Raw genomic sequence first — 25,103 nt, forward strand, 5'->3', positions numbered from 1 at the left:
GCGCGGCTACTTCGTCTTCGGGCCGGACGGGCCGGAGGACTTGCCGGGCATGGCGTTGCCGCCGGCCGCGCCCGCCGGTCCTATCGCGCCGACGCTCTCGACGGCGAGTTCCACGGTGACCGCGCCGGCCTTGCGGAAGCGCAGGGTGAGCGGGACGTGCTCGCCCTCTTTCAGCCGCCGCTTCGGATCGAGGAGCATCAGGTGATAGCCGCCCGGCTTGAGCGTCACCGACTGCCCGGCGGGAATTTCGAGGCCGTCCGGCAGACTGCGCATCTTCATCACGCCGTCCTGCATGGACATCTGGTGGACCTCGACCTTTCCGGCGATCGGCGTCGAGCCGCCGACGAGGCGGTCGGCATCCTTGCCGGTGTTGGTCAGCGTCATGTAGCCGCCGGCGACCGGGGCGTTCGGTAGCGTCGCCCGTGTCCAGGGGTGCTCGACGGCGATGCCGCCGGCCTTGGCGTCCGCGGCGAGCGCGCCGGACGTCATGGCGAGCGCGAGGAGGGCGCCGAGCGCCGCTCGGGTCACCCGTCTGTTGAAATGAGCCACTTTTCTTCTCCGTGTTCGTCAATCGGATGCGCCGCGCGCTCGAAGCGAGCGGGCGCGGATCGGATCAGGCGGAGAGGAACGGGGGACCGCGCGGCTGGGGGAGGATGACGGGCGGCGGCCGGGTTTCCGGCGTCTGCCGGCCGGGCGGGAAGCCGTCGGCGCCTGCTCCGGCAAGGACGAAGGCGGCGCCGAGATCGGTCTGCGGCGGCAGGTCCGCCAGAAGCTGTGCCGCGCTGTCGCAGGCGATGCCGCATTGGCAGTCGAGGCAGCAGTCGTGGGGGCGCGCCGGGGCTCCGGGCGATCCGGTGTCCGCAAGGCTGCCGTGGCAGATCACGGTGACGCCGGCAATGCCGGCGGCGCCCGCCGCCGCGCAGCCGAACATCGAGGCGACGGCTTGGACGAGGAGCAGCTGGACGAGGATCAGCGCGGCCGCAAAGGCCGTCGCGCGATCCCGAAGCAGCTGCCGAAACATCCCCATGGCCCTACCGGATAGCAGGATTCCGGCGCTTGCCAAGCGGCCAGTTCGACCAGGGTGAACGGGCCGCCGCGTGCGGCGACCCGCGCCGGCTGAAGCCGGCTTCAGCCGGCGCTGCGCACCTCGACCGCGTCGAGGCGCTTGAGGCGATAGACCGTGTAGGAGATCGCCCAGGCAGCGACGAAGAGGCCGATGATCGCGAAGCCGAGAGTGTTGAGGTTCTCGTTCAGCGTCCCGACGACGTCCCACGCGCCCCCGGAGAGGCCGAGCTTGTCGCTGAGAAGGCCGAGCGCCTCGATCCCGCCGATGACGACAGCGACGACGATCGAGACCAGCGTGATCGTCATGTTGTAGTAGAGCTTGCGCATCGGCTTGACGAAGGCCCAGTCGTAGGCGCCGAGCATCATCACCCCGTCGGTCGTGTCGACGAGCGACATGCCCGCCGCGAAGAGCACGGGGAAGACGAGCAGCGCCTCGAGCGGCACCCCGTTCGAGGCCTGCGCCGCCGAGACGCCGAACATCGCGATCTCCGTCGCGGTGTCGAAGCCGAGCCCGAACAAGAATCCCAGCGGGAACATGTGCCAGCTCTTCGTCACCAGCCTGAACAGCGGCCGGAAGATGCGGGCGAGGAAGCCGCGATTGTTCAGGAGGAGGTCGAGGTCGGCCTCGACATAGGTGCCGCCGGCGCGCACGCGGCGATAGCTCCGGTAGACCGAGACGAAGACGACGACATTCATCGCCGCGATCGCCAGGAGGAACAGCGCCGAAATGCTGGTGCTGACGGTGCCGCCGATCCCCTGCCAGCTCTCGAAGCCGCCGAGCACCGTCGCCGCGCCGGCGACGGCGGCCGCGACGATGACCACGAGGGTGGAATGGCCGAGGGCGAAGAAGAAGCCGACGCCGACCGGCCGCTTGTTCTCCTGCATCAGCTTCCGGGTGACGTTGTCGATGGCGGCGATATGGTCGGCGTCGACCGCATGGCGCAGGCCGAGGCCGTAGATGAGCAGCGCCACGCCGAGGAGGGTCGGCGAGTGGCGGAACGCGATGAATGCCCAGAGCCAGGCCCCGATATTGAGGGCGGCGAGGACGGCGTAGAGGGTGACGAGGCGGCCCCTGAGATCGGGGGCGCTGTCGTCGAACAGTCGCTGGATGGTCGAGAACATGAGGAAACTTGCCTTGTGACGTCGCCTGTCGCCACGGATCGGTGAGGCCGCCGGCAAGGGCAGCTTCGCCACATCAGGACACCCCGCCCGATGCTCCGCTTTGACGTCCGGTGATGGCAGGTCTCCTGGCTCGCGAGTCGCTGCCGGCCTCGCCTTCCCGGGACTGGTCCCAGTGGCATCGTGAAGCCGGCCCATCGCTTACAGTTGCGGGGGCAGCCACGGTCTCGGCCCCTGATGGGTACGCCTCACCGTGTTCCCTTTTAATCTGCGGACGATCGTTGCGACGCCCGGCAGAACCATCGGGCTCCTTGGTAACGTGAAAGCGTGCGGGAGGGGAAGGGGCTGGTCGCGATTCCTGGCCGCCGCGGATCGCCGATGCGTCGCCGGCGGATCGTCTAACGCCGGAACGGCGGCAGCGCGTCGAAGGCGCTCTTCAGCGCCTCGGACCAGCCTTCCGAGATGGTCTGGTAGTAGGGATCGCGCTGGTCGAAGCGGCGGCGGTAGCCGGCCCTGAAGCTGTCGGTCTCGTAGAACTGCATGTCGATCGGCAGGCCGACCGACAGGTTCGACTTGATGGTGGAATCGAAGGAGACCAGCAGAAGCTTGGCGCATTCCTCCAGCGACATCGACGGATCGTAGGTACGGATGATGATCGGCCGGCCGTATTTGTGCTCGCCGATCTGGAAGAAGGGATTGTCGGCCCCCGCCTCGATAAAGTTGCCTTCGGGATAGATCATGAACAGGCACGGACGCCCGCCCCGGATCTGGCCGCCGAGAATGAAGCTGGCGGAGAACACCGATTCCGCCGTCTGGCCGCCGCTCGCGGTGCCGGAGATCACCTCCTTGACCGTCTCGCCGATCAGCCGCGCCGTCTGGAACATCGACGGCTGCGTCAGGATCGAGGGCTGGCGCTCGGCCGGCGCCACCATGCGCTCGTCGAGCAGCGAGACCGTCGCCTGGGTGGTCGCCAGATTGCCGGCCGACAACAGGCACAGGAAGCGCTCGCCCGGCACCTCCCAGGTCTTCATCTTCGAGACGACGGAAATGTTGTCGACGCCCGCATTCGTCCGCGTGTCGGACATGAAGACGAGCCCGCGGTCGACCAGAAGCCCGACGCAGTAGGTCATGTACCGGATGCCCCCAAGCACCGCCTGATTCGCGGCGCAGAGCCGCCCGTCCGATATCCGCCACTTCCGCTGTTCGGGCAACGCGAGAAGCCCGTTTGCCGGCAAACTCTTTCGCGCTGTTGCCCGAAGGCGGCGCAAGTTCAGCGGGTCGTACGATCCGGGCTTTATGCCATGAGCCTCCTTGCGCCGGTCTTGCGGGGGCTCAGCTCCCGTCGTCCTCGCCGACGCAGCCGACATAGGCGCCCGAATGCTTCGCCATGCGCTCGATGCGCCGGGCCAGCCGGTTGAGCTCGCCCGACGGGCGCGCCGGGTTGCGCGCGTCCGGCGCCGGCAGCGTGACGGCGATCAGCGCCGCCTGGCGTGGCGTCAGCTGCGCGGCATGCTTGTGGAAGTAGTGCTCGCTCGCCGCCTCGATGCCGTAGATGCCGCGATCCCATTCGGCGATGTTGACGTAGATCTCCATGATCCGGCGCTTCGACAGGACGAAGTCGAAGTAGAGGGCCAGCGGCAGCTCGATCCCCTTGCGCAGGAAGGAGCGGTCGTTCCACAGGAACAGGTTCTTCACGGTCTGCATGGTGATGGTCGAGGCGCCGCGCGTCTCCTTGCCGGCGAGCGCTTGCCGCACGACGGCGCGCATCTCGCCCCAGTCGACGCCGTGGTGGCGGCAGAACTGCCCGTCCTCGGACATGATCACCGAATGCAGGAGCACCGGTGCGACGTCTTCGATCGGCACCCAGTCGCGCTTCGCCGGCTGCCCGGTCACGTGGTCGTACAGCATCAGCGTCGACATCGGATGGATCGCCCGGATGGCGTAGACCGGCGTCAGCACCACCGGAACCGCGAGAAGGAGAACAAGCGCCGCGACCAGCCATGTCCCTATGCGCAGCGTTCGTCTAAACATCGGGGATCGGTTGACCTCGGCGGGAGGATTCGCTGCATGTCGGCGAGAAGGACGGTCTTTACTTATCGATGCTACATAGCCGGTGCAATGGCCGGCGACGCTGAACGACGAGATGCTGACGGTCTGGCCGCATTATCAAACAAGAATGCGCTTTGAGACACGGGATTGAAGATGAAACGAGCGGATTTCGAGGAAAAGCTTGCGACGACCGCGAAGACCGTCGGGGATTTTCTCGACGAAGTTCTGAAGTCCAACCAGCTCGTAGCGGGCACGCCGCAGCGGCTGCTCGGCGCCATGCGGCACGGCGTCCTGAACGGCGGCAAGCGGCTGCGGCCCTTCCTGGTCGTCGAGACGGCCAGGCTCTTTTCCGGTGATGCCAAGGCGGCGCTGCAGGTCGGCGCGGCCATCGAATGCGTCCACTCCTATTCGCTCGTCCACGACGACCTGCCGGCGATGGACGACGACGATCTGCGGCGCGGCAAGCCGACCGTCCACAAGGCCTATGACGAGGCGACGGCGATTCTCGCGGGCGACGCGCTCCTGACCCTCTCCTTCGGGCTGGTCTCCAGCCTCGAGACGCTGCCGGCACCGGCGCGGGCGTCGCTGGTGACGCTGCTCGCCAAGCGCGCCGGCGCGCCGGGCATGGTGGGCGGACAGATGCTGGACATCCTCGCCGGCGACGGCCGGTCGGAGATCGAGATCACCCGCATGCAGGCGATGAAGACCGGCGCGCTGATCAGCTGTTCCTGCGAGGCCGGCGTCATCCTGTCCGGCGCCTCCGACGAGGAACGGGTGCGCCTGCGCCATTTCGGCGACCTCATCGGTCTCGCCTTCCAGCTCGCCGACGATCTGCTGGACGAGTACGGCGACGCCAAGGTCGTCGGCAAGGCGACCGGCAAGGACAAGGCCAAGGGCAAGCAGACGCTCGGCCGCATCTATGGTCGGCGCGTGCTGGAGGACCGGCTGGATGCGCTCGTCGCCGAGGCCGAGGAACTGATGCAGCCCTTCCGCGAGAAGGCGGAGACCCTGCTGGAGGCCGCCCGCTTCGTCGCCTGGCGCAAGAACTAGCGCCAGAGGGCGGGCCAAGCTTCCAAGGCGGGCGCTGGTCCGTCCCGCCGCTCGAGGGTCGTCGGCATCAGGCTTGACCGCACGGGAAACTCCGATAGGGTCAGTCACGTCTTACGTTAGGGGAGGTTGCGATGCGTCTTGCGGCGGGACTCGCCTGCAGCTTGGTCTTTGCCGGCGGACTGTTCATCGCCGGCGCCGCGCAGGCGGCGAGCTGCGCCGACCTCTGGTACCAGCGCAATCTGATCTACGCGCAGAACGGCTATTGCTTCCAGACGGACCTCGGCAAGCGGACATTTGCCAATTTCGACTGCTGGACGAGCAACCCGCATCTGTCGCGGGGCGAGCGCCAGCGCGTGCAGGCGATCAAGGCCGAGGAGCGCCGCCGCGGCTGCAAGGTGAACTGACGCCTCGGCCGGGGGCCGGCAACCGGCCGACCTTCGCGTCCGGGGGCACGGGCGCGAGCGCGCTCCCGTTTCGGCGATGATCCGAGGTGCCGGTCCCAGTCCGATCCGGGCGGTCGTCCGTGGGGGCCCGCGTCAGTTCTTCAGGACGATGCAGAAGCCGCCGGCGCTCTTCAGCCGCCCGCAGAGTTCGTCGGCCTGCGAGCGGCTGTCGCGGCCGATCCGGACGGCGTAGATCGTGCGCCGCGGGCTCGTTCTCTCGCGCATCACGATCGGCTTGTCGGAGAGGATCGCCGGGTGCGCCGCCTGCACCCGCTGCCACATGCGCATGGCGATCGAGCGGTTCTCGTTGCCGGCGACCTGCACGCCCCAGGGCTTCATCGGCGCGCTGTCGACGCCGGCGACCTGGCCGAACATCGAGCGCGTCTTCATCACCGGAAGCTCGGAGCATCCGTCGAGGAAGTCGCGGCCGTCCTGCAGCGGGTGATGCTCGACCTCGTGGCCGTCCTCCTTGAACCAGTCGGCCGGCCGGAATGTGATCGCGCTGACATAGGCCTCGGTCTCGAAAGGCAGCGACCCGCCGTTGAGGATCCAACCCTTCACCCGGTTGATCCCGCCATTGTAGGCGGCGGCCGCCAGGCCCCAATTGCCGAGTTCGGCGCGCAGGTCCGCCAGATATTCCGCCGAATGGCGGATCGCGTCGCGGAGATTGTACGGATCGTCCAGCCCGCGCTCGGCTGCCGTATAGGGCATGAACTGGGCGATGCCCTGCGCCCCGACCGGCGACACGGCCTTCACGTCGAACCGGCTCTCCTTCCAGATCAGCCGGGCGAAGAAGTCCTTCGGCATGCCGACGGCGTCGGCATTCCGGGCGATCAGCCGGCAGATCGTGCGGGCGGTCGGCTTGGCGCCGGCAGCCGCGTCGTCCGGCCGGCGTTTCGACGGAGCGGGCGAAGGGGCGGGGGGCGTGGCGTCAGGCTCGCTCGCGGCGGCTGCGCCGTCCACGGCCTCGCCGAAGGCCGGCGGGCTCGGCGGAAAGGCCAGCGCCGGCAGCACCATCCCGCCATCCTTGCCGAAGGTCGGGCTGGCAGCCTTCAGGGCTGGCGAAGGCAGAACGATCAGCGCGGCGGCCAGCAGGGGTGCAGCCGATCGCCCGGCGCGTCGGATCATTCGGCTGCGGCGGCCCCCGTGCCGAAGCGCCGCTCGATATAGTCGGCGACCATCGTCTGGAACTCCTCGGCGATGTTCGGTCCGCGCAGCGTCACGGTCTTCTTGCCGTCGACGAAGACCGGCGCCGCCGGCGTCTCGCCGGTGCCGGGCAGCGAGATGCCGATGTCGGCATGCTTGGACTCGCCCGGGCCGTTGACGATGCAGCCCATCACCGCGACGTTCAGCGCCTCGACGCCGGGATAGCGCTCGCGCCAGACCGGCATGTTGACCCGGATGTCGCTCTGGATCTTCTCGGCGAGCTCCTGGAAGACGGTCGAGGTCGTCCGTCCGCAGCCGGGGCAGGCGGCGACGACGGGGATGAACTGGCGAAAGCCCATGGTCTGGAGCAGTTCCTGCGCGACCTGGACCTCCTTGGTGCGGTCGCCGCCGGGCTCCGGCGTCAGCGAGACGCGGATCGTGTCGCCGATGCCTTCCTGCAGGAGGATGCCCATCGCCGCGGACGAGGCGACGATGCCCTTCGAGCCCATGCCGGCCTCGGTCAGGCCGAGATGCAGTGCATGGTCGGTGCGGCGGGAGAGGTCGCGATAGACGGCGATCAGGTCCTGCACCTGGCTCACCTTCGCGGACAGGATGATGCGATTGCGCGGCAGGCCGATCTCCTCGGCAAGGGCGGCCGAGAGGAGGGCCGACTGGATGATCGCCTCGCGCGTCACCGCCCGGGCCGAACGCGGCTCGGGCGAGGCGTTGTTGGCGTCCATCAGACGGGTCAGGAGTTCCTGGTCGAGCGAGCCCCAGTTGACGCCGATGCGCACCGGCTTGTCGTAGCGGATCGCCATCTCGACGATGTCGGAGAATTGCTTGTCGCGCTTGTCCCGGAAGCCGACATTGCCCGGGTTGATGCGGTACTTCGCCAGCGCCTCGGCGCAGGCGGGATGCTCGGCGAGCAGCTTGTGGCCGATATAGTGGAAGTCGCCAACGAGCGGCACCGTCACGCCGAGCCGGTCGAGCCGCTCGCGCACCTTCGGCACGGCGGCGGCCGATTCGTCGCGGTCGACGGTGATGCGCACGATTTCCGAGCCGGCCCGGGCGAGTGCCGCCACCTGCGCGACCGTCGCGTCGACATCGGCGGTGTCGGTGTTGGTCATCGACTGCACCACGACCGGCGCGTCGCCGCCCACCCGGACCCCGCCGACGTCGACGGCGACGGTGCGGCGGCGCGGAAGCGGATCGGCCTCGATGGTCTCGATGGGCGACTGGATGTTCATGGCGGTTCCCGATGCACAGCAGACTTCAGGAGCGAGGTGGCGCCGCACGCGCGGCTTGTCAATTGAAGGGAGCCGAGATGACGGCATGATGACAACCCGGCGCGGCTGCCGCCGCTTGGCGCCCCGCCCTTGAACGGCGGGATTTGAGCCCCTTATGCGAAGGCACGAAACCGTTTCATCCGGGAGAAGCCAATGCCCGTCGGATATGGGCCGATCGTCGTCGTCCTCGTCTTCATCGCCCTGATCGCCGTCATGCCGACCTGGCCCTATTCGCGCCAGTGGGGCTACCGGCCGACGATGATCCTCGGGATCATCTTCCTCCTGATCGCCGTCTTCGTCGCCATCGGCGGCCTCGGACCCTCTCCTGCCGGCGTTCCCATCGCACACTGATCGTCAGCGCCGCTTGCTTTGCCGGGAACGGAAATCGCCTTCAACGGTTTGTGAGGCGACTGTCCTTTCGGCATGTGTGGAGTTCTTCCATGAGCATCGGCGCGATCGTCCTGATCATCGTCATCCTGCTTCTGATTGGCGCCCTGCCGACCTGGGGCTATTCCGGCGGATGGGGCTATGGCCCCTCGGGCATATTGGGCCTGATCGTCGTCGTGGTGCTGATCCTCATCCTGCTCGGCCGGATCTGAGGCCGGCCGCATCACGAGGAGCCCATCGTCGGGAGGCCGGGGCGGGCGCCTCGCTGCATCCCGCCGGCCTCTCGCCCGACCTGTCACGCTGGGGCCTCCGATCGTGATGGCTCCTAGCGGCGGTTGCGCCTCGAGAAATGCTGCAGCGCCGAGGCGGCTTGCTGCAGTGCCAGATTTGCGCGATCATTCCGCATCCTCCTGGCGCGACTGCGCGAGGAACAGGCGCTCGGCCGCGACGACCGAGCCGCGGGAGATCGGCATGAAGCATCGGCAGGACGCGGTTCGGCGGGGCTCCGCGAGCGGCTGCAGGCCGGCACCTTGCGGCCGCATCGGTGCCGCCGGCCACGTCGGAGGCCGGCGGTGACCCCTTACGACCGGCTCTATCGCGACTTCGCCTGGAACCTGCCCGCGCGTTTCAACATCGCGAGCGCCTGCGCCGACGTATGGGCAGCGCACGAGCCGCAACGCATCGCGCTGATCGCCGACCGGGGCGCCGCCGCGCCCGATACCCTCACCTTCGGCGAACTCTCGCAAGGCTCGAAGCGCCTCGCCGCCGCCTTCGCCGCGAAGGGGATCCGCCGCGGCGACCGGGTCGCGATCGTGCTGCCGCAGAACTTCGAGGCGGCGATCGCCCATCTCGCCGTCTACCGTCTCGGCGCCATCGCCGTGCCGCTGGCCCTGCGCTTCGGGCCGGACGCGCTCGGCTTCCGGCTCGAGGCGTCCGGCGCGAAGCTGGCGGTGATCGACGCCTCCGGCCTCGACACGTTCGGCAGGGTGCGGGAGGCGCTGCCGGCACTGGAGACGGTGGTCGCGGTCGGAGCTGAACGGCCGGATTTCCTCGACTTCGACGCGTTGCTCCGCGGGCCCCACGATCCGGTGCCGGACGCGGAGACGACGCCGGACGATCCGGCGATGATCATCTTCACCTCCGGCACCACCGGCGCCCCGAAGGGCGCGCTGCACGGTCACCGGGTGCTGCTCGGCCATCTGCCCTGCATGCAGTTCGCGCATGAGGGCTTTCCGCTGCCCGGCGACCGGCTCTGGACGCCGTCGGACTGGGCCTGGGCGGGCGGGCTCCTCAATGCGCTGCTGCCGTCGCTCTATTTCGGCGTGCCGGTGGTCTTCTCGGCCGCGCGCTTCGACGCCGGCGAAGCCTTCGCGCTGATGGCGCGGCACCGCGTCCGCAACGCCTTCCTGCCGGCGACCGCGCTGCGCATGATGAAGGCTGCGGCGACCAGGGAGGCGGTCGCGGCACTGTCGCTGCGCACCATCGGCTCCGCCGGCGAAACGCTGCCACGCGCCACCGGCCTGTGGGCGAAGGAGACCCTCGGCCTGACGGTCAACGAGTTCTACGGCCAGACCGAGTGCAACATGGTGCTCGGCTCCTCCGCCGCCCTCGGCGTCTCCCGGCCGGGCGCCATCGGCAAGGCGGTCCCCGGCCACGCGGTCGCGATCGTCGATCCGGGCGGCACACCCGTCCCCGCCGGCCGCACCGGGACGATCGCCGTGCGGGCGCCGGACCCGGTGATGTTCCTCGGCTACTGGCAGAACCCGCAAGCCACTTCGGAAAAGTTTGCCGGCGCCTGGCTGCTCACCGGCGACGAGGGCGTGATGGACGCGGAGGGCTATGTCGCCTTCATCGGGCGCGAGGACGACATCATCACCTCGGCCGGCTATCGCATCGGGCCGGGGGAGGTGGAGGACTGCCTGCTCTCCCATCCCGCCGTCACGCTCGCGGCGGTCGTCGGCAAGCCCGACCCGCTGCGCACCGAGATCGTCAAAGCCTATGTCGTCCTGGCAAAGGGCTGCGCTCCCAGCGGCGCGCTGGCGCTCGAGATCCAGCGCTATGTGCGCGAACGGCTGTCGGCGCACGAATATCCGCGCGAGGTCGCCTTCGTCGCGGATCTGCCGCTGACGACCAGCGGCAAGATCGTCCGCCGTGCCCTGCGCGAACGCGCCGAGCGCGAGATCGCGGAGCCGGCCGCGGCCGAATGACAGGCCTGATCCGGCTCGTCCCCGCGCCGAGACGCGGCGTGGGGACGGCTCGCCGGCCCCCGATGGGCGATTTCCGGATGGTTAAAAAACACGGTTAATCGCGCGTTAACGTTTCGCTGCGAATGTCCGGAGAGGGAAGCGACGCATGGCAAGGCGTGCGTCGGCCGGATTTCGCAAGGGGAAGCGGGTCGATGAAGCTGTTGAAGATTTTGGTGATCGGCGCCGCGGCGACGGCGGCCGGATGGCAGGGCGCCGCGGCCGCCGATCTTCCGCCGCTCTACGCCGTGCCCTCCTACGAGAACGTTCCGGAGATGCAGCCCGTAGAGGTCGGCACCGGCTGGTACCTGCGCGGCGACGTCTCCTACGACCTCAAGGCCGACCTGAAGCCCAGCTTCGACGCCTACAGCACAATTGGTGGCTCCGGGCCCCGGACCAACCTCGCGTCCGGCTCCCTGGACGGCTTTTCCATCGACCCCGGCTTCGCGGCGGGCGGCGGCTTCGGCTACCAGTTCACCGACTATTTCCGCGGCGACCTGACGGCGAACTACTGGCAGCACGACGTCTCGAACGCGACCTTCGGGGACTTCGGGATCGACTCCAAAGCCAAGGCCTGGGAGCTGATGGCCAACGCCTATGCCGATCTCGGCACCTATGTCGGCTTCACACCCTATGTCGGCGGCGGCATCGGCGCGGTCCACCTCGACTACGACACCTCCTGCAGCTCCAACGGTTCAAGCTGCAGCTCCGCCTTCGGGAGTTCCACCATCGACAACCGCCAGGACTGGCGCTTCGCCTACGCGCTGATGGCTGGCGTGTCCTACGACGTGTCGAAGAACCTGAAGATCGATGTCGGCTACCGCTATCTGAACGTCGGCAGCGGCAACATGGGCAAGATCACCGCCGAGAATGCCGGCACCACCTACACGATCGACGGCAAGGACGGCGGCTTCGATCGCCACACCTTCCAGGCCGGCATCCGCTACTCGCTTTGGTAGGCAAGCGTCCCACGATCATCATTCGGCGGCCGTGGGCGCAGGAAACTGCTTCCACGGCCGCAGCCGTTTCGAGACGTTACCGGCAATCCGATGCCTCAGTTCCCGTAGGCGTCCGGCGTCGCGCTCGGAGCCGCGCGCAGGCCGCGGCGGATGGCGCCGAGCTCGACGCCGACCTTCGGCTCCGGGATATTGTACTGCGCCGATGAGCCGGAGCCCGCCGTCGACTTGAACGACGTCGTGCCGGAATTCAGCGTCGTCGCTGAAGTGGTGCCGATCGTGCCGGAGCGCGCCAGCGTGTCGACATTGGTGCTGTTGATGCTGGACGAGCCCTCGGTCGCCAGCGACTGGGGGCTGGTGCCGGACGCCGAAGCCGTGCCCGGCGTGGTCATGGTCGCGCCGCTCGTCCCGTCGCCCGTCACGATGGGGGAGACGCCGACATCGGCGCTCGTGTCGTTGCCGCTGGTGCTTCCGGCGCTGTTGCCGACGCCGTAGCTTTCCGTGCCCGTGCCCGTGCCCGTGCCCGTGCCCGTGCCGCTTCCGGCCGTCGTGCCGGACATGCCGGTGGAAGTGCTGCTGCCGAGGCCCGAGAGGCCCGTGCCGGTCGCGGTTCCGTTCAGGCCCGAGGTCCCCGACGTGCCGAGGCCGCTGCTCGACGTTCCGAGACTGCTCGAACCACCGGCGGGCGCCGCGCCGGTCGACGTCTGGGCGAAGGCGGGCCCCGCCGCCAGGGAGCATGCGAGGGACAGGACGAAGGTCGAACGGACACGCATCGGTCACTCCAACACAAAGGCGCTCTGCCGGCGGTCTCGCCGGATGGGCGCGTCTACGGTGCCTTAGTATGGCAGGAACCGCGCGCCCCTGCGAGGGTTCCGCTCGCCCGTCTCACGATGCGATGAGTGTCGGAGGCCCCGACCGGCGTCGGCGCGACGCTGCCATCAGAACCGGTCGTGCCAGTCGGATCCTGAGACGGCGCTCGCCCAGGGAGACCTTACTTGTCGCTGCCGTTCCGCGGGGCGTGGCTCGGGCGCCGGATGATGGCGCGGTGCGGGCCGGTGGAGCGCCCGCGGGTGACCGTGCTCCTGCCGATCGCAGCGGGGCCGCCGCGCGCGAAGCTGCCGGCATTGACGCCGTTGAGGTCGCCCCGGCCTTCCATCGCCCGCTCTTCGGTGGTCGGCGCCTTCCCGCGCTTGCCGCCCGCGATGTCCGGATGGAGGTAGCTGTCGTCGTAGTCGCGGCCATAGGCGCGCTGCTCGACCGTCTCGCCGAAGACGTGGGCGCCGCGGATGCGCACGCCATCCGGCTGCGGCGGCGCGCCGCCGATCGTCATACCGGACATCGACGAACCCGGGACGCCCGGTGGCGGACCGGGATCGAAGGGCTGGGCCAGGGCGTCGGTCGGGGCGAGAGCAGTCGGGGCGAGAAGGGTGGTCAGAAGTGCGAGGCGCGGCAGCATCAGGGCCTTTCATGGCCAGGCACCGGCCAAGAGGTTGGGAAAAATCTCCCCCAGCTTCTGCATCCGCGGCGCGGAGGGAAGACAAGCTTTCGAGACCGACATATGGTCGCGCATGGTGCGCCGCAACCGCAAGCGCCGCGGTCGTGCCAGCCTCATCCCGGGACCCAGACGCGAGACCGCCCATGCCCGCCACCATCTCCCGCTCCTCCTATGCCGCGATGTTCGGTCCGACGACCGGCGACAAGGTGCGGCTCGCCGATACCGAGCTGTTCATCGAGGTGGAGAAGGACCTCACCACCTATGGCGAGGAGGTGAAGTTCGGCGGCGGCAAGGTGATCCGCGACGGCATGGGCCAGTCGCAGCATTCCCGGGCCGACGGTGCGGTGGACACGGTGATCACCAATGCGCTGATCCTCGACCATACCGGCATCTACAAGGCCGACATCGGCCTGAAGGACGGGCGCATCGCGGCGATCGGCAAGGCCGGCAATCCCGACACCCAGCCGAACGTCACGATCATCGTCGGCCCCGGCACCGAGGCGATCGCCGGCGAGGGCAAGATCGTCACGGCCGGCGGCTTCGACAGCCACATCCACTTCATCTGTCCCCAGCAGATCGAGGAGGCGCTGTTCTCCGGCGTCACCACCATGCTCGGCGGCGGCACCGGCCCGGCGCACGGCACGCTCGCAACGACCTGCACGCCGGGGCCGTGGCATCTCGCGCGCATGCTCCAGGCGGCCGACGCCTTCCCGATGAATCTCGGCTTTTCCGGCAAAGGTAATGCCTCGCTGCCGGCGCCACTCCTCGAAATGGTCAGGGGCGGCGCCTGCGCGCTGAAGCTCCACGAGGACTGGGGCACGACGCCGGCGGCGATCGACAACTGCCTGTCGGTGGCGGACGACTACGACGTCCAGGTGATGATCCACACCGACACGCTGAACGAGTCTGGCTTCGTCGAGAACACCGTCGACGCCTTCAAGGGTCGCACGATCCACGCCTTCCACACCGAGGGCGCGGGCGGCGGCCACGCGCCGGACATCATCAAGGTCTGCGGCCTGCCGAACGTCCTGCCGTCCTCGACCAATCCGACGCGGCCCTACACGGCGAACACGCTGGAAGAGCATCTCGACATGCTGATGGTCTGCCACCATCTCGACGCGTCGATCCCCGAGGACATCGCCTTCGCCGAGAGCCGCATCCGCAAGGAGACGATCGCCGCGGAGGACATCCTGCACGACATGGGCGCCTTCTCGATCATCGCCTCCGACAGCCAGGCGATGGGCCGCGTCGGCGAGGTGATCATCCGGACGTGGCAGACGGCCGACAAGATGAAGCGCCAGCGCGGGCGGCTGAAGGAGGAGTCGGGCGACAACGACAATTTCCGCGCCCGCCGCTATGTCGCGAAATACACGATCAACCCGGCGATCGCGCACGGCATGTCGAAGGAGATCGGCTCGATCGAGGTCGGCAAGCGGGCCGATCTCGTGCTCTGGGACCCGGCATTCTTCGGGGTGAAGCCGATGATGGTGCTGATCGGCGGGATGATCGCGGCCGCGCCGATGGGCGACCCCAACGCCTCGATCCCGACGCCGCAGCCGGTGCACTACCGACCGATGTTCGGCGCCTTCGGCAAGGCCGTCGGCGCGACCGGCGTCACCTTCGTCTCGGCCGCGGCGATGGCGGACGGGCTGAAGGAGCGGATCGGCTGCGAGAAGACCTTCCTCGCGGTCGAGAACACCCGCGGCGGCATTTCCAAGGCCGCGATGATCCACAACTCGGCGACGCCGCATGTCGAGGTGAACCCCGAGACCTACGAGGTGCGCGCCGACGGCGAACTCCTGACCTGCGAGCCGGCCACCGTGCTGCCGATGGCGCAGCGGTATTTCCTGTTCTAGATAAGAGACGCGAGGCCGAAAGAATTGCGGAGCAGGGCGATGGCTGACGTCCTCGACAAGGCGAAAAGCCTTTACGATCACGACTTCTACGCCTGGACGCGCGAGCAGGCGGCCGTGCTGAGAAGCCGTGCAGGCCGAGGCACCGCCGGTGACGCGATCGACTGGGACCGTCTGGCCGAGGAGGTCGAGGATTTGGGGGAGTCGCAGCGCAGCGAGATCGAAAGCCGCCTGGCCATCCTGCTCGTGCACCTTCTCAAATGGCGGTTCCAGCCGACGCACCGCTCGTCCGGCTGGAAGGGGACGATCGTCGAGCAGCGCTCCCGCCTTGCCCGGCGCCTCCGTCGAAGCCCGAGCCTGCGGCCTTACCCGGCCGCGATCCTGGCGGAAGAATACGAGATCGCCCGGCTGAAGGCGGCCGGGGAGACCGACCTTCCCGAGGCGATCTTCCCCGAAACCTGCCCGTTCACGATCGAGCAGGTCCTCGATCCGGCGTTCTATCCGGACGCCGGATAACGAAGCGGCGACGACAGCCTCTCCTCATCGACCCGGCCGCAAGCCCCGTATGGATCGACCGCGATCAGCCGCAGCGCACCGAGGTGATGCGGTTCTGGTCGTTGGTCTCGAGGTCGAGGCGGTTGGGCTCGAATTCCTGGGTAATCGGCTGGCCGGGGAAGAGGACGCGGACCTTTTCGGCGCCGGTTGCCGCCTTCGCCTTGTCGTTCGCCTCGACATTGGCGATCTGGCCGACGAGGAAGCCGGCCGCCTGTGCGTTGCAGGTTCCGGCTCCGCCTGCGGGGCCCGCGCCGCCGAAGCCGCCGGGGGCAGGGGCGCCTCGCGATGAGATCGGAGCCTGGCCGGCGCTCGGCGGGGGCAGGCGTGCCGCAGGTGCCAGCGGCGGCGCCGCGCGCTCGTTCGTGCTGCAGCCGGCTGCCGCCGTCAGTCCGGCGATAACCGCCAGCGCGATTGCTCGTCTCATCCTGTTCCCTCATGCCCTTGCCGGGGCCGTTCGATCCTTCGGAAAACCGCACAGCGGAATCCGCCGCGCGAAAGCCGGCCGATGCCGCGAATCGCATCGCGGCGCCTGCCGGCTCGCCCATGGTAGGGCGTTCGGTCCCGGGCGCGAACCCCGGTCGCCGGATCGGCGGCGGGGCACGTGCCGTCCGGTGCCTATTGCTCGCCGAGCTTCATCTCCGGGTCGTAGTCCTTGCCTTCCACCGTCTTCGTCACCGCCTGGCCGCAGCGCATGGCGCCGCTGGCCGCGTCGAAGGCGTAGGTCGGGTCCCCATGCAGTTCCCAGCCCTTCGACAGCGCCAGGGAGACCTTGTGGCAGAAGGACGAGTCGTCCGGGCCAGTGAGGAAGCGGTAGAGTTTCATCGTTTCTGAACCTGTTGCGTTTCGGCGATGCGGTCGTTGAGGGCGAGGAGCCGCTGCGCCTCTTCCAGATGCAGCCGCTCGACCATGCGGCCGTCCAGCGAGATCACGCCCTTTGCGGCGTTTTCCGGCGCGGCGAAGGCCGCAACGATCCGCTCTGCCGCCGCGATCGCCTCCGGGTCCGGCGCGAAGGCGGCGTTGGCGGGGGCGATCTGCGCCGGATGGATCAGCGTCTTGCCGTCGAAGCCCATGCGCCGGCCGGCGGCGCATTCGCCGGCAAATCCCTCCGCGTCGCGGAAGTCGGCATAGACGCCGTCGAGGACGGCGAGGCCGAAGCTTTTCGCCGCCAGCACGATCTGCATCAGCCAGGGCAGGAGTTCCGCACGCTCCGGCCCAGGCGCAACGCCGGTCGCGAGCTTGATGTCGTTCGGCCCGACGACGAGAGCCGCGAGCCGGCTCTCGGCGCCTTCCTCCGCGATCCAGGCAGCTTCCAGGATGCCCCGCGGCGTCTCGATCATCGCCCAGAGCTTGAGATCGTCCGGCGCGTCCATGTCGGCGAGCGCCGTCGCGACCGCGAGGACCGCCGCCGGGCTCTCGACTTTCGGAAGCAGGATCGCGTCCACGCCGGCGCCGCGCGCCATCAGCAGATCCTCGGTGCCCCAGGACGTATTAAGACCGTTGATCCGCACGATCCGCTCCCCCGTCGCCGGCGCGGCGGCAAGATGCGCCCGCAGCGCCTCGCGGGCCGCCGGCTTCTCCTTGGGCCCGACGGAATCCTCGAGGTCGAAGATCAGGCCGTCGGCGGGAAGCGTTGCGGATTTTTCCAGTGCGCGGGCATTGGCGGCGGGAACGAAGAGCAGCGAGCGGCGGGGGCGGAGGTCGGTCATGCCGCACGTTCTCGCCGATCGTGCCGCGGCAGTCCATGCCTCGTGTATCGATGTTGAAGTCCAGCGACTTGCTGCGATGCCGATAGGCGGCGACGCACTTCCTGGAACGCCGTCCGGAACGTTCGCAGGGCGTTTTGCCTTGGTGCAGCATGCCGGAGCGGACATCTACGGATATCCACGGTCTCCGGAGAGTCATGTAGCGACTTTGGACTGACATGCAGGCGGACGGAAGACCTCCTCCTCCCACCTTCCGACCGCTTGTTTCGCGCGGGCCCGACCTCCTCCCTCGGGTCCGCGCACTTTCCTTGCGTCGGAACATCTCTCGTCCACCCCAGATCATGGACGTTCGGGCCGGCGCGATCGGCGCGCGGCTTGCGCAGGCGCGGCGTCGGCCGAAGGGCCCGATGTGCGCCGGACGATCCGGCCGGCCCTCGGGACGCCGCCAGGAGGAACGCTGACATGTTCGCCTGGCTGTCGGAGCACAGCGCGGTCGTCAATCTGGCGATCAATGCCGCCATGCTGTGCGTCTGGATCGTCTATCTCCAGCTGCTTCTCAACAGCCACCGTCGCCAGCGGCGGCCGTCGATCGTCATCACGCGTGGCGCCGGCTCCGGGCTGCACTCGCGCTGCCTCATCACCAATATGAGCGCCGAAGCGATCTACGTGACCAGCCTGATCGCGACGCTGGTGACCAAGCACGACCGGGTGGAGTTCGCGCTGACCGATCTGCGCGACCTTCCCGAAGATCTCGGCACCGATCCGCGCTCGGCGATGCGTCAGGGCAGCCTGATGCCCGGCTCCTACCTCGACATCGGGCATTTCGACGATCTCGTCGGGGCGCTCTCCGAAGCGGACCACCGGATCGCCGACAAGGAGGAGGTGGAGACGATCGAGATCATCGCGGTCGCGCTCTACGGCCCGGAGCGTGACCCGGTCGGGGCGGAGCGGCATTTCGATCTGCGCCGCGACGGCGAGCGGGCCCGCATCCTTCCGCGCACCGTGGAGACCCACCAGATGCATTCGCGCCGCAAGCGGCGCCAGCTGGCGAAGAAGCTCGCCGAGCACATGTAGGCTTGCGCCGGATCGTGCTGCGGCGGGAGGGCCGGCGCCGTGCGAACGAACGAAGAAGGACCGACATCTTGGCCAAGACGATCCACACCATGATCCGCGTCCTCGACGAGGCGCGCTCGCGCGCCTTCTACGAGACGGCCTTCGGCCTGACCCTCGCGGATCGCTACGAGTTCGAGTCGTTCACGCTCGTCTATCTCTCGAACCGGGAAAGCGGGCACGAGATCGAGCTGACCGTGAACAAGGGGCGGAACGAGCCCTACGACCTCGGCGACGGCTACGGCCATGTCGCCGTCTCGGTCGCCGATCTCGAGGCTGAGCATCGGCGGATGATCGCCGCCGGCCTGTCGCCGAAGGACATCAAGGAGATGAGCCACGAGGGCCGCCCGCTCGCGCGCTTCTTCTTCATCGAGGACCCCGACGGCTACAAGATCGAGGTTCTCGAGCGGGGCGGTCGCTTCCAGTGACATTTCCGCCGCTTCCGGACCTTCGCGGCCTGCTCCCATCCGAGCGGTTTCGCTAACGTCTGCTTAAACTTAAGCGAGCCTTAACCCGCGCTCCGCTAGGGTCCGGCGCAAGAAGCGCGTTTCGGCTTCACGGCCGCGACGCGCAAGCGCGACGACATGGGTCAGGCAGATGACAGTGACGACGGTGGGCGAGCGGCAGGCCGTGGCGAGAGGCGAACGGCAGGTCTCCTTCTTCAAGCGGCAGGGCGAAATCCTGGCGGCGGCGGGACTGGTCGGGCTCGCCGGCTATCTCGGCCTCGCCTGCGCCACCTGGACGGTCACCGACCCGTCGCTCAGCCAGTCCAACCAGAACATGGTGGAGAACTGGGCCGGTTCGTCCGGCGCGATCGTCGCCGACCTGATGATGCAGGTCTTCGGCATTGGGGCGGCGCTGGTGGTGGCGCTGCCGGCGATCTGGGGCCTGCTGCTGTTGTCCGGCCGCACGGTCGACGGCGTGTGGCGCAGGGGCTGGTACGCGGTCGGCGGCGTCGTCCTGGCCTGCGCGGCGCTCGGCTGCTTCGACGCGCCTTCGACCTGGCCGCTGCCGATCGGCCTCGGCGGCGTCGCCGGCGACATCGCCCTGAAGTTCCCGGCGATGCTGATCGGGGACTATCCGAAGGGCGTCCTCGGCATCGTCGTCGCAGCGCTCCTCGCCGCGCCCGCCGCCTGGCTGTATCTGAACGGCGCGGCGCTGATCGACCGCAACCGCGCGCCGGCGCCGCAGAAGCGCCGGGGGGCCGGGCGCCGCGATGACATCGAGGAGGACGATGCCGAAAGCAAGCTCGACCTCCTGGTCGGTGCGCTCGCCCACACGGTCTATTCCGCCAAGGCGGCCTGGCAGCGCCGGGCCGAGGAGCGCCGCGCCGCGGCGTCGGCCCCGCGCGAGTTCGGCGACCGCTTCGACGAATGGCAGGACGAGGCTGAGGACTTCGCGCCGCCGCCCCCGCCGCGTCCGGTGCAGCGGCCGATCCGGGTGGCGATGCCGCAGGCGAACCGCGGCTATGTCGATCCGGTCGGCGACATCGAGGAAGAGGACGATCTCGCCTTCGACCCCGTGCCGGCCGGGCGTGCCGAGCCCGCTCATCCACAGCCGAGCCGCCAGGAGCCGGCCTTCGACGAGGCAGAGCCGGCATTCGACGAGGCGGGGGACGCTTCGGAGGATTGGGCGGCTTCGCTCGAAGAGGAATTCGAGGCGGCACTCGGCGGCGAGCTCGGCCACGACGCGCAGCCCGAAGACGACTCGATGATGATCGAGCCGACGGACCGCGTCTCGCCCAATGCGGCGCCGCCCGCCGAAGAGGCCAGCGGCTGGCGCGGCCTTCTCTCCGGCAACATCGTCGCCTTCCCCGGCCGCAAGGACCGCAAGGCGCAGCAGGACGCGCGGACCGAGCCGCGGCCGTCCGAAGCGCCCGCTCCCGCCGCGCGCCGGCCCGAGCCGCGGCCGCCGCAGCCCGATCAGAGCGTGCGCGTGGTTCCGCAGACGCGGGTGACCGCAGACCAGCAGCGGCTGCGCACCGGCTCCGGCCGGGCGCTCGCCATGCAGCCGCAGGCGATGACCGTCGCCGACCCGGTGAAGTTCGAACTGCCCTCGATCGAGTTCCTCACCGTGCCAAAGGCCAAGGGCCGCGACACGTCGATGTCGCCGGAGGCGCTGCAGGAGAACGCCCGCCTCCTGGAAGGCGTGCTTGAGGATTTCGGCGTGAAGGGCGAGATCATCGAGGTGCGCCCCGGCCCCGTCGTCACGCTCTACGAGCTGGAGCCGGCCCCCGGCATCAAGTCCTCGCGCGTCATCGGCCTGGCCGACGACATCGCTCGTTCGATGTCGGCGATCGCCGCCCGCGTCGCCGTGATCCCCGGCAAGAACGCCATCGGCATCGAATTGCCGAACCAGCGCCGCGACACGGTCTACTTCCGCGAGATGATCGGCTCGGAGACCTTCTCCCAGCACAAGGGCAAGCTGCCGCTGGTGCTCGGCAAGACGATTGGCGGCGAAGCCGTGATCGCCGACCTCGCCAAGATGCCGCACCTCCTCGTCGCCGGTACCACCGGCTCGGGCAAGTCGGTGTCGATCAACACCATGATCCTGTCGCTGCTCTACCGGTTCACCCCGGCCGACTGCCGGCTGATCATGATCGACCCGAAGATGCTGGAGCTCTCGATCTACGACGGCATTCCGCACCTCCTCTCGCCGGTCGTCACCGACCCGAAGAAGGCGGTGGTGGCGCTGAAGTGGACGGTCCGCGAAATGGAGGACCGCTATCGCAAGATGTCGAAGGTGGGCGTGCGCAACATCGACGGCTTCAACGCCCGCGTGAAGGGCGCGATGGAGCGCGGCGAGACGATCTCGCGCACCGTCCAGACCGGTTTCGACCGCGAGACCGGCGAGCCGATCTTCGAGACCGAGGAGTTCGACCTCTCGCCGCTGCCCTACATCGTCGTCATCATCGACGAGATGGCCGACCTGATGATGGTCGCGGGCAAGGACATCGAGGGCGCCGTCCAGCGCCTCGCGCAGATGGCCCGCGCCGCCGGCATCCACGTCATCATGGCGACGCAGCGCCCGTCCGTCGACGTCATCACCGGCACGATCAAGGCCAACTTCCCGACCCGCATCTCCTTCCAGGTGACCTCGAAGATCGACTCGCGTACCATTCTCGGGGAGCAGGGCGCCGAGCAGCTGCTCGGCATGGGCGACATGCTGTTCATGGCCGGCGGCGGCCGCATCCAGCGCGTCCACGGCCCCTTCGTCGACGATCCGGAAGTCGAGCAGGTCGTCACGCATCTGAAGTCGCAGGGCGTGCCGGACTATCTCGACGCCATCCTGGAGGACGAGGACGAGGACGGCGGCGCCTCGGGCGGCGGCTCGAGCTCCGGCTCCGCCGGATCGAACGCGTCGGGCGGCGACGACTCGGAAGACCCGTACGACCAGGCGGTCGCCGTGGTGCTGCGCGACGGCAAGGCGTCGACCTCCTACATCCAGCGCCGGCTCGGCATCGGCTACAACCGCGCGGCCTCGATCATCGAGCGGATGGAGCAGGAGGGCATCGTCGGCCCCGCCAACCACGCCGGCAAGCGCGAAATCCTGGTGCCGACCGAGGAAGAGGCGCGGATGTAGCGCCGCGCGGGAAGCGGGATCCCGCCTTCGGCCGGAGCCGTTTTCGGCCGGAGCGTTCCTCCCGGGCAAGGCCGCATGTCGGGCCGGTTGACCGAGGCGTGAACCGCCGAGGCGGGCGCCGCCATTCGGCGGCCCCATTGCCTCGGCATAGCTCGCGTCCAACATATCAACCGCAAAGGGCCATGGCAGGTCCGGCGGCCGGACCTTCGTCCGGCGTCGATCTCGCCGGGGCCGAGAGGCCCGCCGCCGGGAGCGACACGCTTGCGGAACCGGCCACCAGCGGACGCGCAAGAGGATTCCGATCGCCGACATGAGCAAGACCGTTCTCCATCAGATCAAGCGCCTGCGTCAGCGTCTCCTGCGCCCGGCGGCCGCCCTGGCACTCGCCGCCGCGACGGCGCTGCCGCTGTCGAGCCTGCCGGCCGCGGCGGCGACGGACGCCCAGACGGCGCAGCAGATCGCCGACCACTTCGCCCAGATCCAGGCGATGTATGGCGACTTCATCCAGTTCGATCCGGGCGGCCGGCAGAGCGAGGGCAAGTTCTACATCGAGCGGCCGGGCAAGGTCCGCTTCGACTATGCCTCGAGCCCGCTCCGGGTGATCGCCGACGGCTCCAACGTCGCGATCAACAACAAGCAGCTGAACACCTGGGATCTCTATCCCCTGTCGAAGACGCCGATGAAGCTGCTGCTCGACCGGCACATCGACCTGTCCTCGGCGAACATCCAGAGCGTCAAGGTCGACCCGGACGTCGTGACGATCGTCATGGGCGATCACTCGGTCTTCGGCTCCTCGCGCATCACCATGCTGTTCGACGCCCACACCTATGACCTGAAGCAGTGGACGATCCACGACCAGCAGGGCAAGGACACGACGGTGATGATCTACAACGTCAAGACCGGCAGCAAGATCGCCGACTCCGCGTTCAAGATCCCCTACACCGCGATCAGCCAGGGCCAGACCGGGAACTAGCACGCGAAACGCGCCGGCGCGCCGGGAGGGGCGGCAGTGTTCCAGCAGGCTGGGATGGTCTGACTCAGGCTCCCGCCGCGTCCAGCAGCCGCTCGACCATGCCGCGATAGCCGCTGCCGAACAGCCTGAGGTGCACCAGCGCCGGCCAGAGCTGGTAGAGGTTGCGGCGCTCGGCCCAGCCGGCATCGAGGTCGCCATAGGCCTCGAAGAAGGCGGGGCCGGGGCTGCCGAAGAGTTCCAGCATGGCGATGTCGATCTCGCCATGCCCGTGATAGCAGGCGGGGTCGATCAGGCCGGAGATGCGCCCGCCCGCAGCAAGGACGTTGCCGGCCCACAGGTCGCCGTGCAGGAGCGCGGCCGGCGGGGTCTTCGGCAGGCGGTTCGACAGATCGCCGGCGAGCGTCTCCAGCCGCCGGGCGACATCGCCGGGGACATGGGGGCAGTGGGTCAGCAGCCGCCGCTCGGCGTAGAAGCGCGGCCAGTCGTCGGCCGCAGCGTTCTCGATCGCAACCCTGCCGAAGGCGTAGTCGCCCTCCCAGCCATAGGTGTCGCCGACCGTATTGTGCAGCCGCCGCAGGACCGTGCCGAGGTCGCCCCAAGCGGAGGGCAGGCTGCCGTCGCTCGGCAGCAGCTCGATCGCCAGCGCCGTCTCGTCGGCGCCGTAGACTTCGGGGGCGGGGGCGGCCGCCGCGCGGATCGCCCGCAGCATCGCCGCTTCGATCCGCGGGTTCGGGCCCGTCTTGACGACCGCCCGGCGCCCGTCGCCAAGCCGGATCGTCACGAGATCCGACAGCGAGCCGCCGCCGGAGGCGCCGCTTGTCCTCAGCGTCCCGCCCATCAGCGCGGCGCCGCGTTCGGCAAGGCCGCTCATCGCTCGTCCCGAATCCGCCGGGCGAGTTCGCGCGCGCCTTCGGTGACGTCCGCCCAGGTGACGTCGAAGCCGGCATCGTCGCCGTAATAGGGATCGGCGACCGCCTCGCCCTCGCGCCCCGGGACATGATCGAGGAGGAGGGTCAACTCCGCCGTCGCGTCGGCCGGACGGATGCGCCGCAGATTGCTGAGATTGTCGCGGTCGAGCGCGACGACATGGGTGAATCGGCGGAAGTCCTCCGGCGTCACCTGCCGCGCCTGGTAATGCGAGATGTCGATGCCGGCGCGCCGGGCCACCGCCTGCGCCCGCCGGTCCGGCGGATGGCCGAGATGGTAGTCGCCGGTGCCGGCGGAATCCGCCGCGACGTCGAGGCCGATGCGGTCCGCCTCGGCGCGGAAGGCGGCCTCGGCGAGGGGCGAGCGGCAGATATTGCCGAGGCAGACGAACAGGACGGCGGGCTTGTCGGACAAGGGAGGGGCTCTTGGGTTCGCGGGTGGCAGGGAGACTGGCTCGCGCAGCAAGCTGTCGCGCCGTCGCCGCCTGTCAACGCGCGGGCGGACGCCATGCCGTCAGGCAAAGCCGGCCGCGCTCCGATCTGGCCGATCTGATCCGGATCAATGCGGCAGGCTTATCGATCGTCATGATGATCAGCGTCGACCCCGTCACCCGAGGTCGTTCGTCAACCAAAAGGAACGATCGTCATGTCCCTCACGGAAGAACCCGGTCAGGCCGAACGCGTCCTGCTCTTCCTGATCCGCATCTCCATCGGCTGGATGTTCCTCTGGGCCGCCATCCACCATTTCGGCAGCAACGCCTATGTCCACGGCTTCCTGTCTTCGACCAAGACGTTTCACTTCATCTACGGGCCGCTGGCGGAGTCGTCCTTCCTGCCGGTCGTCGCCTTCCTGGTCGAATACGGCCACCTGCTGATCGGCCTGTCGCTGATCTCCGGCCTGCTCGTTCGGGTGAGCGCGCCCTTCGCGATCCTCACCATGCTGCTCTACTGGACCGCGCATATGGACTTTCCGTTCATCGGCTCGGTCAACGACTTCCTGATCGACTACCACCTCGTCTATGCCGCCGCGCTGGGCATCCTGATGGTCCGCCATGCCGGCCACTACTGGGGCCTCGACGGCTGGGTCGCGAAGAACAAGGTGGTCGAAAGCAGCCAGACCCTGCGCTGGCTGACGGCCTGACCGCCCGCCGATCCTTCCGAG

27 protein-coding genes and 1 riboswitch are annotated in these 25,103 nt (G+C 68.8%); of the genes, 13 read left to right on the forward strand and 14 right to left on the reverse strand.

The window, feature by feature from the left end; genetic code table 11:
- Positions 1-6: 6 nt before the first annotated feature.
- The 5 genes from AB5S17_RS17945 to mtgA all read right to left on the reverse strand — a co-directional run bounded on the left by AB5S17_RS17945 (position 7) and on the right by mtgA (position 4,215).
- Positions 7-549 carry a copper chaperone PCu(A)C gene (locus AB5S17_RS17945; RefSeq protein WP_369241892.1) on the reverse strand — a complete coding sequence of 181 codons (543 nt, stop codon included), beginning with the start codon at positions 547-549 and terminating at the stop codon, positions 7-9.
- Positions 550-613: 64 nt separating this feature from the next.
- Positions 614-1,027: a hypothetical protein gene (locus AB5S17_RS17950; RefSeq protein ID WP_369241894.1), complete on the reverse strand. Its 414-nt coding sequence runs from the start codon at positions 1,025-1,027 to the stop codon at positions 614-616.
- Between the two features lie 101 nt (positions 1,028-1,128).
- Positions 1,129-2,187 carry a HoxN/HupN/NixA family nickel/cobalt transporter gene (locus tag AB5S17_RS17955; RefSeq protein WP_369241896.1) on the reverse strand — a complete coding sequence of 353 codons (1,059 nt, stop codon included), beginning with the start codon at positions 2,185-2,187 and terminating at the stop codon, positions 1,129-1,131.
- A 97-nt stretch (positions 2,188-2,284) separates the two neighbouring features.
- A riboswitch (cobalamin riboswitch) is annotated at positions 2,285-2,503 on the reverse strand.
- Between the two features lie 79 nt (positions 2,504-2,582).
- Positions 2,583-3,314: a peptidase gene (locus AB5S17_RS17960; RefSeq protein ID WP_369241898.1), complete on the reverse strand. Its 732-nt coding sequence runs from the start codon at positions 3,312-3,314 to the stop codon at positions 2,583-2,585.
- A gap of 202 nt (positions 3,315-3,516) precedes the next feature.
- Positions 3,517-4,215 carry a monofunctional biosynthetic peptidoglycan transglycosylase gene (mtgA, locus tag AB5S17_RS17965; RefSeq protein WP_369241900.1) on the reverse strand — a complete coding sequence of 233 codons (699 nt, stop codon included), beginning with the start codon at positions 4,213-4,215 and terminating at the stop codon, positions 3,517-3,519.
- A gap of 171 nt (positions 4,216-4,386) precedes the next feature.
- Here mtgA and AB5S17_RS17970 point away from each other — a divergent pair, with 171 nt between their 5' ends.
- Both AB5S17_RS17970 and AB5S17_RS17975 read left to right on the forward strand, forming a co-directional pair.
- A complete protein-coding gene (locus AB5S17_RS17970; RefSeq protein WP_369241902.1) occupies positions 4,387-5,283 on the forward strand; it encodes a polyprenyl synthetase family protein in 897 nt (298 codons plus the stop codon).
- A gap of 131 nt (positions 5,284-5,414) precedes the next feature.
- Positions 5,415-5,687 carry a YARHG domain-containing protein gene (locus tag AB5S17_RS17975; protein WP_369241904.1) on the forward strand — a complete coding sequence of 91 codons (273 nt, stop codon included), beginning with the start codon at positions 5,415-5,417 and terminating at the stop codon, positions 5,685-5,687.
- A 132-nt stretch (positions 5,688-5,819) separates the two neighbouring features.
- Here AB5S17_RS17975 and AB5S17_RS17980 read toward each other — a convergent pair whose 3' ends face one another.
- Positions 5,820-6,854 (reverse strand): transglycosylase SLT domain-containing protein, encoded by a 1,035-nt coding sequence (locus tag AB5S17_RS17980; protein ID WP_369241906.1) that lies wholly within the window; start codon positions 6,852-6,854, stop codon positions 5,820-5,822.
- On the reverse strand, positions 6,851-8,119 hold the full coding sequence (ispG, locus tag AB5S17_RS17985; RefSeq protein WP_369241908.1) for a flavodoxin-dependent (E)-4-hydroxy-3-methylbut-2-enyl-diphosphate synthase: 1,269 nt from the start codon (positions 8,117-8,119) through the stop codon (positions 6,851-6,853). Before ispG ends, AB5S17_RS17980 begins: the two co-directional genes overlap by 4 nt.
- A gap of 192 nt (positions 8,120-8,311) precedes the next feature.
- Here ispG and AB5S17_RS17990 point away from each other — a divergent pair, with 192 nt between their 5' ends.
- From AB5S17_RS17990 to AB5S17_RS18005, 4 genes are all read left to right on the forward strand, one after another.
- Positions 8,312-8,509 (forward strand): DUF3309 family protein, encoded by a 198-nt coding sequence (locus AB5S17_RS17990; RefSeq protein ID WP_369241910.1) that lies wholly within the window; start codon positions 8,312-8,314, stop codon positions 8,507-8,509.
- An 89-nt stretch (positions 8,510-8,598) separates the two neighbouring features.
- A complete protein-coding gene (locus AB5S17_RS17995; RefSeq protein ID WP_369241912.1) occupies positions 8,599-8,757 on the forward strand; it encodes a DUF3309 family protein in 159 nt (52 codons plus the stop codon).
- Between the two features lie 360 nt (positions 8,758-9,117).
- Positions 9,118-10,752, forward strand: a complete 1,635-nt coding sequence (locus tag AB5S17_RS18000) for an AMP-binding protein (protein ID WP_369241914.1) — start codon at positions 9,118-9,120, stop codon at positions 10,750-10,752.
- A 191-nt stretch (positions 10,753-10,943) separates the two neighbouring features.
- Positions 10,944-11,747: an outer membrane protein gene (locus AB5S17_RS18005; protein WP_369241916.1), complete on the forward strand. Its 804-nt coding sequence runs from the start codon at positions 10,944-10,946 to the stop codon at positions 11,745-11,747.
- Between the two features lie 95 nt (positions 11,748-11,842).
- On the opposite strand, the gene AB5S17_RS18010 is transcribed toward AB5S17_RS18005, so the two are convergent.
- The gene (locus AB5S17_RS18010; protein WP_369241918.1) at positions 11,843-12,517 is read right to left on the reverse strand and encodes a hypothetical protein; all 675 of its coding nucleotides are present in this window, start codon (positions 12,515-12,517) and stop codon (positions 11,843-11,845) included.
- 218 nt (positions 12,518-12,735) lie between these two features.
- Positions 12,736-13,200: a hypothetical protein gene (locus AB5S17_RS18015; protein ID WP_369241920.1), complete on the reverse strand. Its 465-nt coding sequence runs from the start codon at positions 13,198-13,200 to the stop codon at positions 12,736-12,738.
- A 182-nt stretch (positions 13,201-13,382) separates the two neighbouring features.
- On the opposite strand from AB5S17_RS18015, the gene ureC reads away from it, so the two are divergent.
- Positions 13,383-15,095, forward strand: coding sequence for an urease subunit alpha (gene ureC / locus AB5S17_RS18020; protein WP_369241922.1), 1,713 nt, complete (start codon positions 13,383-13,385; stop codon positions 15,093-15,095).
- A 39-nt stretch (positions 15,096-15,134) separates the two neighbouring features.
- Complete coding sequence (locus AB5S17_RS18025) at positions 15,135-15,608, forward strand: DUF29 domain-containing protein (RefSeq protein WP_369241924.1); 474 nt, start codon at positions 15,135-15,137, stop codon at positions 15,606-15,608.
- A gap of 64 nt (positions 15,609-15,672) precedes the next feature.
- On the opposite strand, the gene AB5S17_RS18030 is transcribed toward AB5S17_RS18025, so the two are convergent.
- The 3 genes from AB5S17_RS18030 to AB5S17_RS18040 form a co-directional block, all read right to left on the reverse strand.
- Complete coding sequence (locus AB5S17_RS18030) at positions 15,673-16,071, reverse strand: I78 family peptidase inhibitor (protein ID WP_369241926.1); 399 nt, start codon at positions 16,069-16,071, stop codon at positions 15,673-15,675.
- Between the two features lie 191 nt (positions 16,072-16,262).
- Positions 16,263-16,469 (reverse strand): DUF1737 domain-containing protein, encoded by a 207-nt coding sequence (locus tag AB5S17_RS18035; protein WP_369241928.1) that lies wholly within the window; start codon positions 16,467-16,469, stop codon positions 16,263-16,265.
- The gene (locus AB5S17_RS18040; protein WP_369241930.1) at positions 16,466-17,353 is read right to left on the reverse strand and encodes a CoA ester lyase; all 888 of its coding nucleotides are present in this window, start codon (positions 17,351-17,353) and stop codon (positions 16,466-16,468) included. Before AB5S17_RS18040 ends, AB5S17_RS18035 begins: the two co-directional genes overlap by 4 nt.
- Before the next feature lie 459 nt (positions 17,354-17,812).
- On the opposite strand from AB5S17_RS18040, the gene AB5S17_RS18045 reads away from it, so the two are divergent.
- The 4 genes from AB5S17_RS18045 (at position 17,813) to AB5S17_RS18060 (ending at position 23,015) form a co-directional block, all read left to right on the forward strand.
- Positions 17,813-18,424: a hypothetical protein gene (locus AB5S17_RS18045; RefSeq protein WP_369241932.1), complete on the forward strand. Its 612-nt coding sequence runs from the start codon at positions 17,813-17,815 to the stop codon at positions 18,422-18,424.
- A gap of 68 nt (positions 18,425-18,492) precedes the next feature.
- Positions 18,493-18,888 (forward strand): VOC family protein, encoded by a 396-nt coding sequence (locus AB5S17_RS18050; RefSeq protein WP_369241934.1) that lies wholly within the window; start codon positions 18,493-18,495, stop codon positions 18,886-18,888.
- A 169-nt stretch (positions 18,889-19,057) separates the two neighbouring features.
- On the forward strand, positions 19,058-22,042 hold the full coding sequence (locus AB5S17_RS18055; RefSeq protein WP_369241936.1) for a DNA translocase FtsK: 2,985 nt from the start codon (positions 19,058-19,060) through the stop codon (positions 22,040-22,042).
- Positions 22,043-22,352: 310 nt separating this feature from the next.
- Positions 22,353-23,015: an outer-membrane lipoprotein carrier protein LolA gene (locus AB5S17_RS18060; RefSeq protein ID WP_369241938.1), complete on the forward strand. Its 663-nt coding sequence runs from the start codon at positions 22,353-22,355 to the stop codon at positions 23,013-23,015.
- A 64-nt stretch (positions 23,016-23,079) separates the two neighbouring features.
- Here the strand turns inward: AB5S17_RS18060 and AB5S17_RS18065 are convergent, their stop codons facing one another.
- Both AB5S17_RS18065 and AB5S17_RS18070 read right to left on the reverse strand, forming a co-directional pair.
- Positions 23,080-23,886: a fructosamine kinase family protein gene (locus AB5S17_RS18065; RefSeq protein ID WP_369241940.1), complete on the reverse strand. Its 807-nt coding sequence runs from the start codon at positions 23,884-23,886 to the stop codon at positions 23,080-23,082.
- A complete protein-coding gene (locus AB5S17_RS18070) occupies positions 23,883-24,356 on the reverse strand; it encodes a low molecular weight protein-tyrosine-phosphatase (RefSeq protein WP_369241942.1) in 474 nt (157 codons plus the stop codon). The genes AB5S17_RS18065 and AB5S17_RS18070 overlap by 4 nt, the downstream gene beginning before the upstream one ends.
- 231 nt (positions 24,357-24,587) lie before the next feature.
- On the opposite strand from AB5S17_RS18070, the gene AB5S17_RS18075 reads away from it, so the two are divergent.
- Positions 24,588-25,082 carry a DoxX family protein gene (locus tag AB5S17_RS18075; protein WP_369241944.1) on the forward strand — a complete coding sequence of 165 codons (495 nt, stop codon included), beginning with the start codon at positions 24,588-24,590 and terminating at the stop codon, positions 25,080-25,082.
- The last annotated feature ends 21 nt before the right edge of the window (positions 25,083-25,103 follow it).

The organism is Jiella sp. M17.18, from assembly GCF_041027365.1.
Classification (GTDB): domain Bacteria; phylum Pseudomonadota; class Alphaproteobacteria; order Rhizobiales; family Rhizobiaceae; genus VKMB-3413.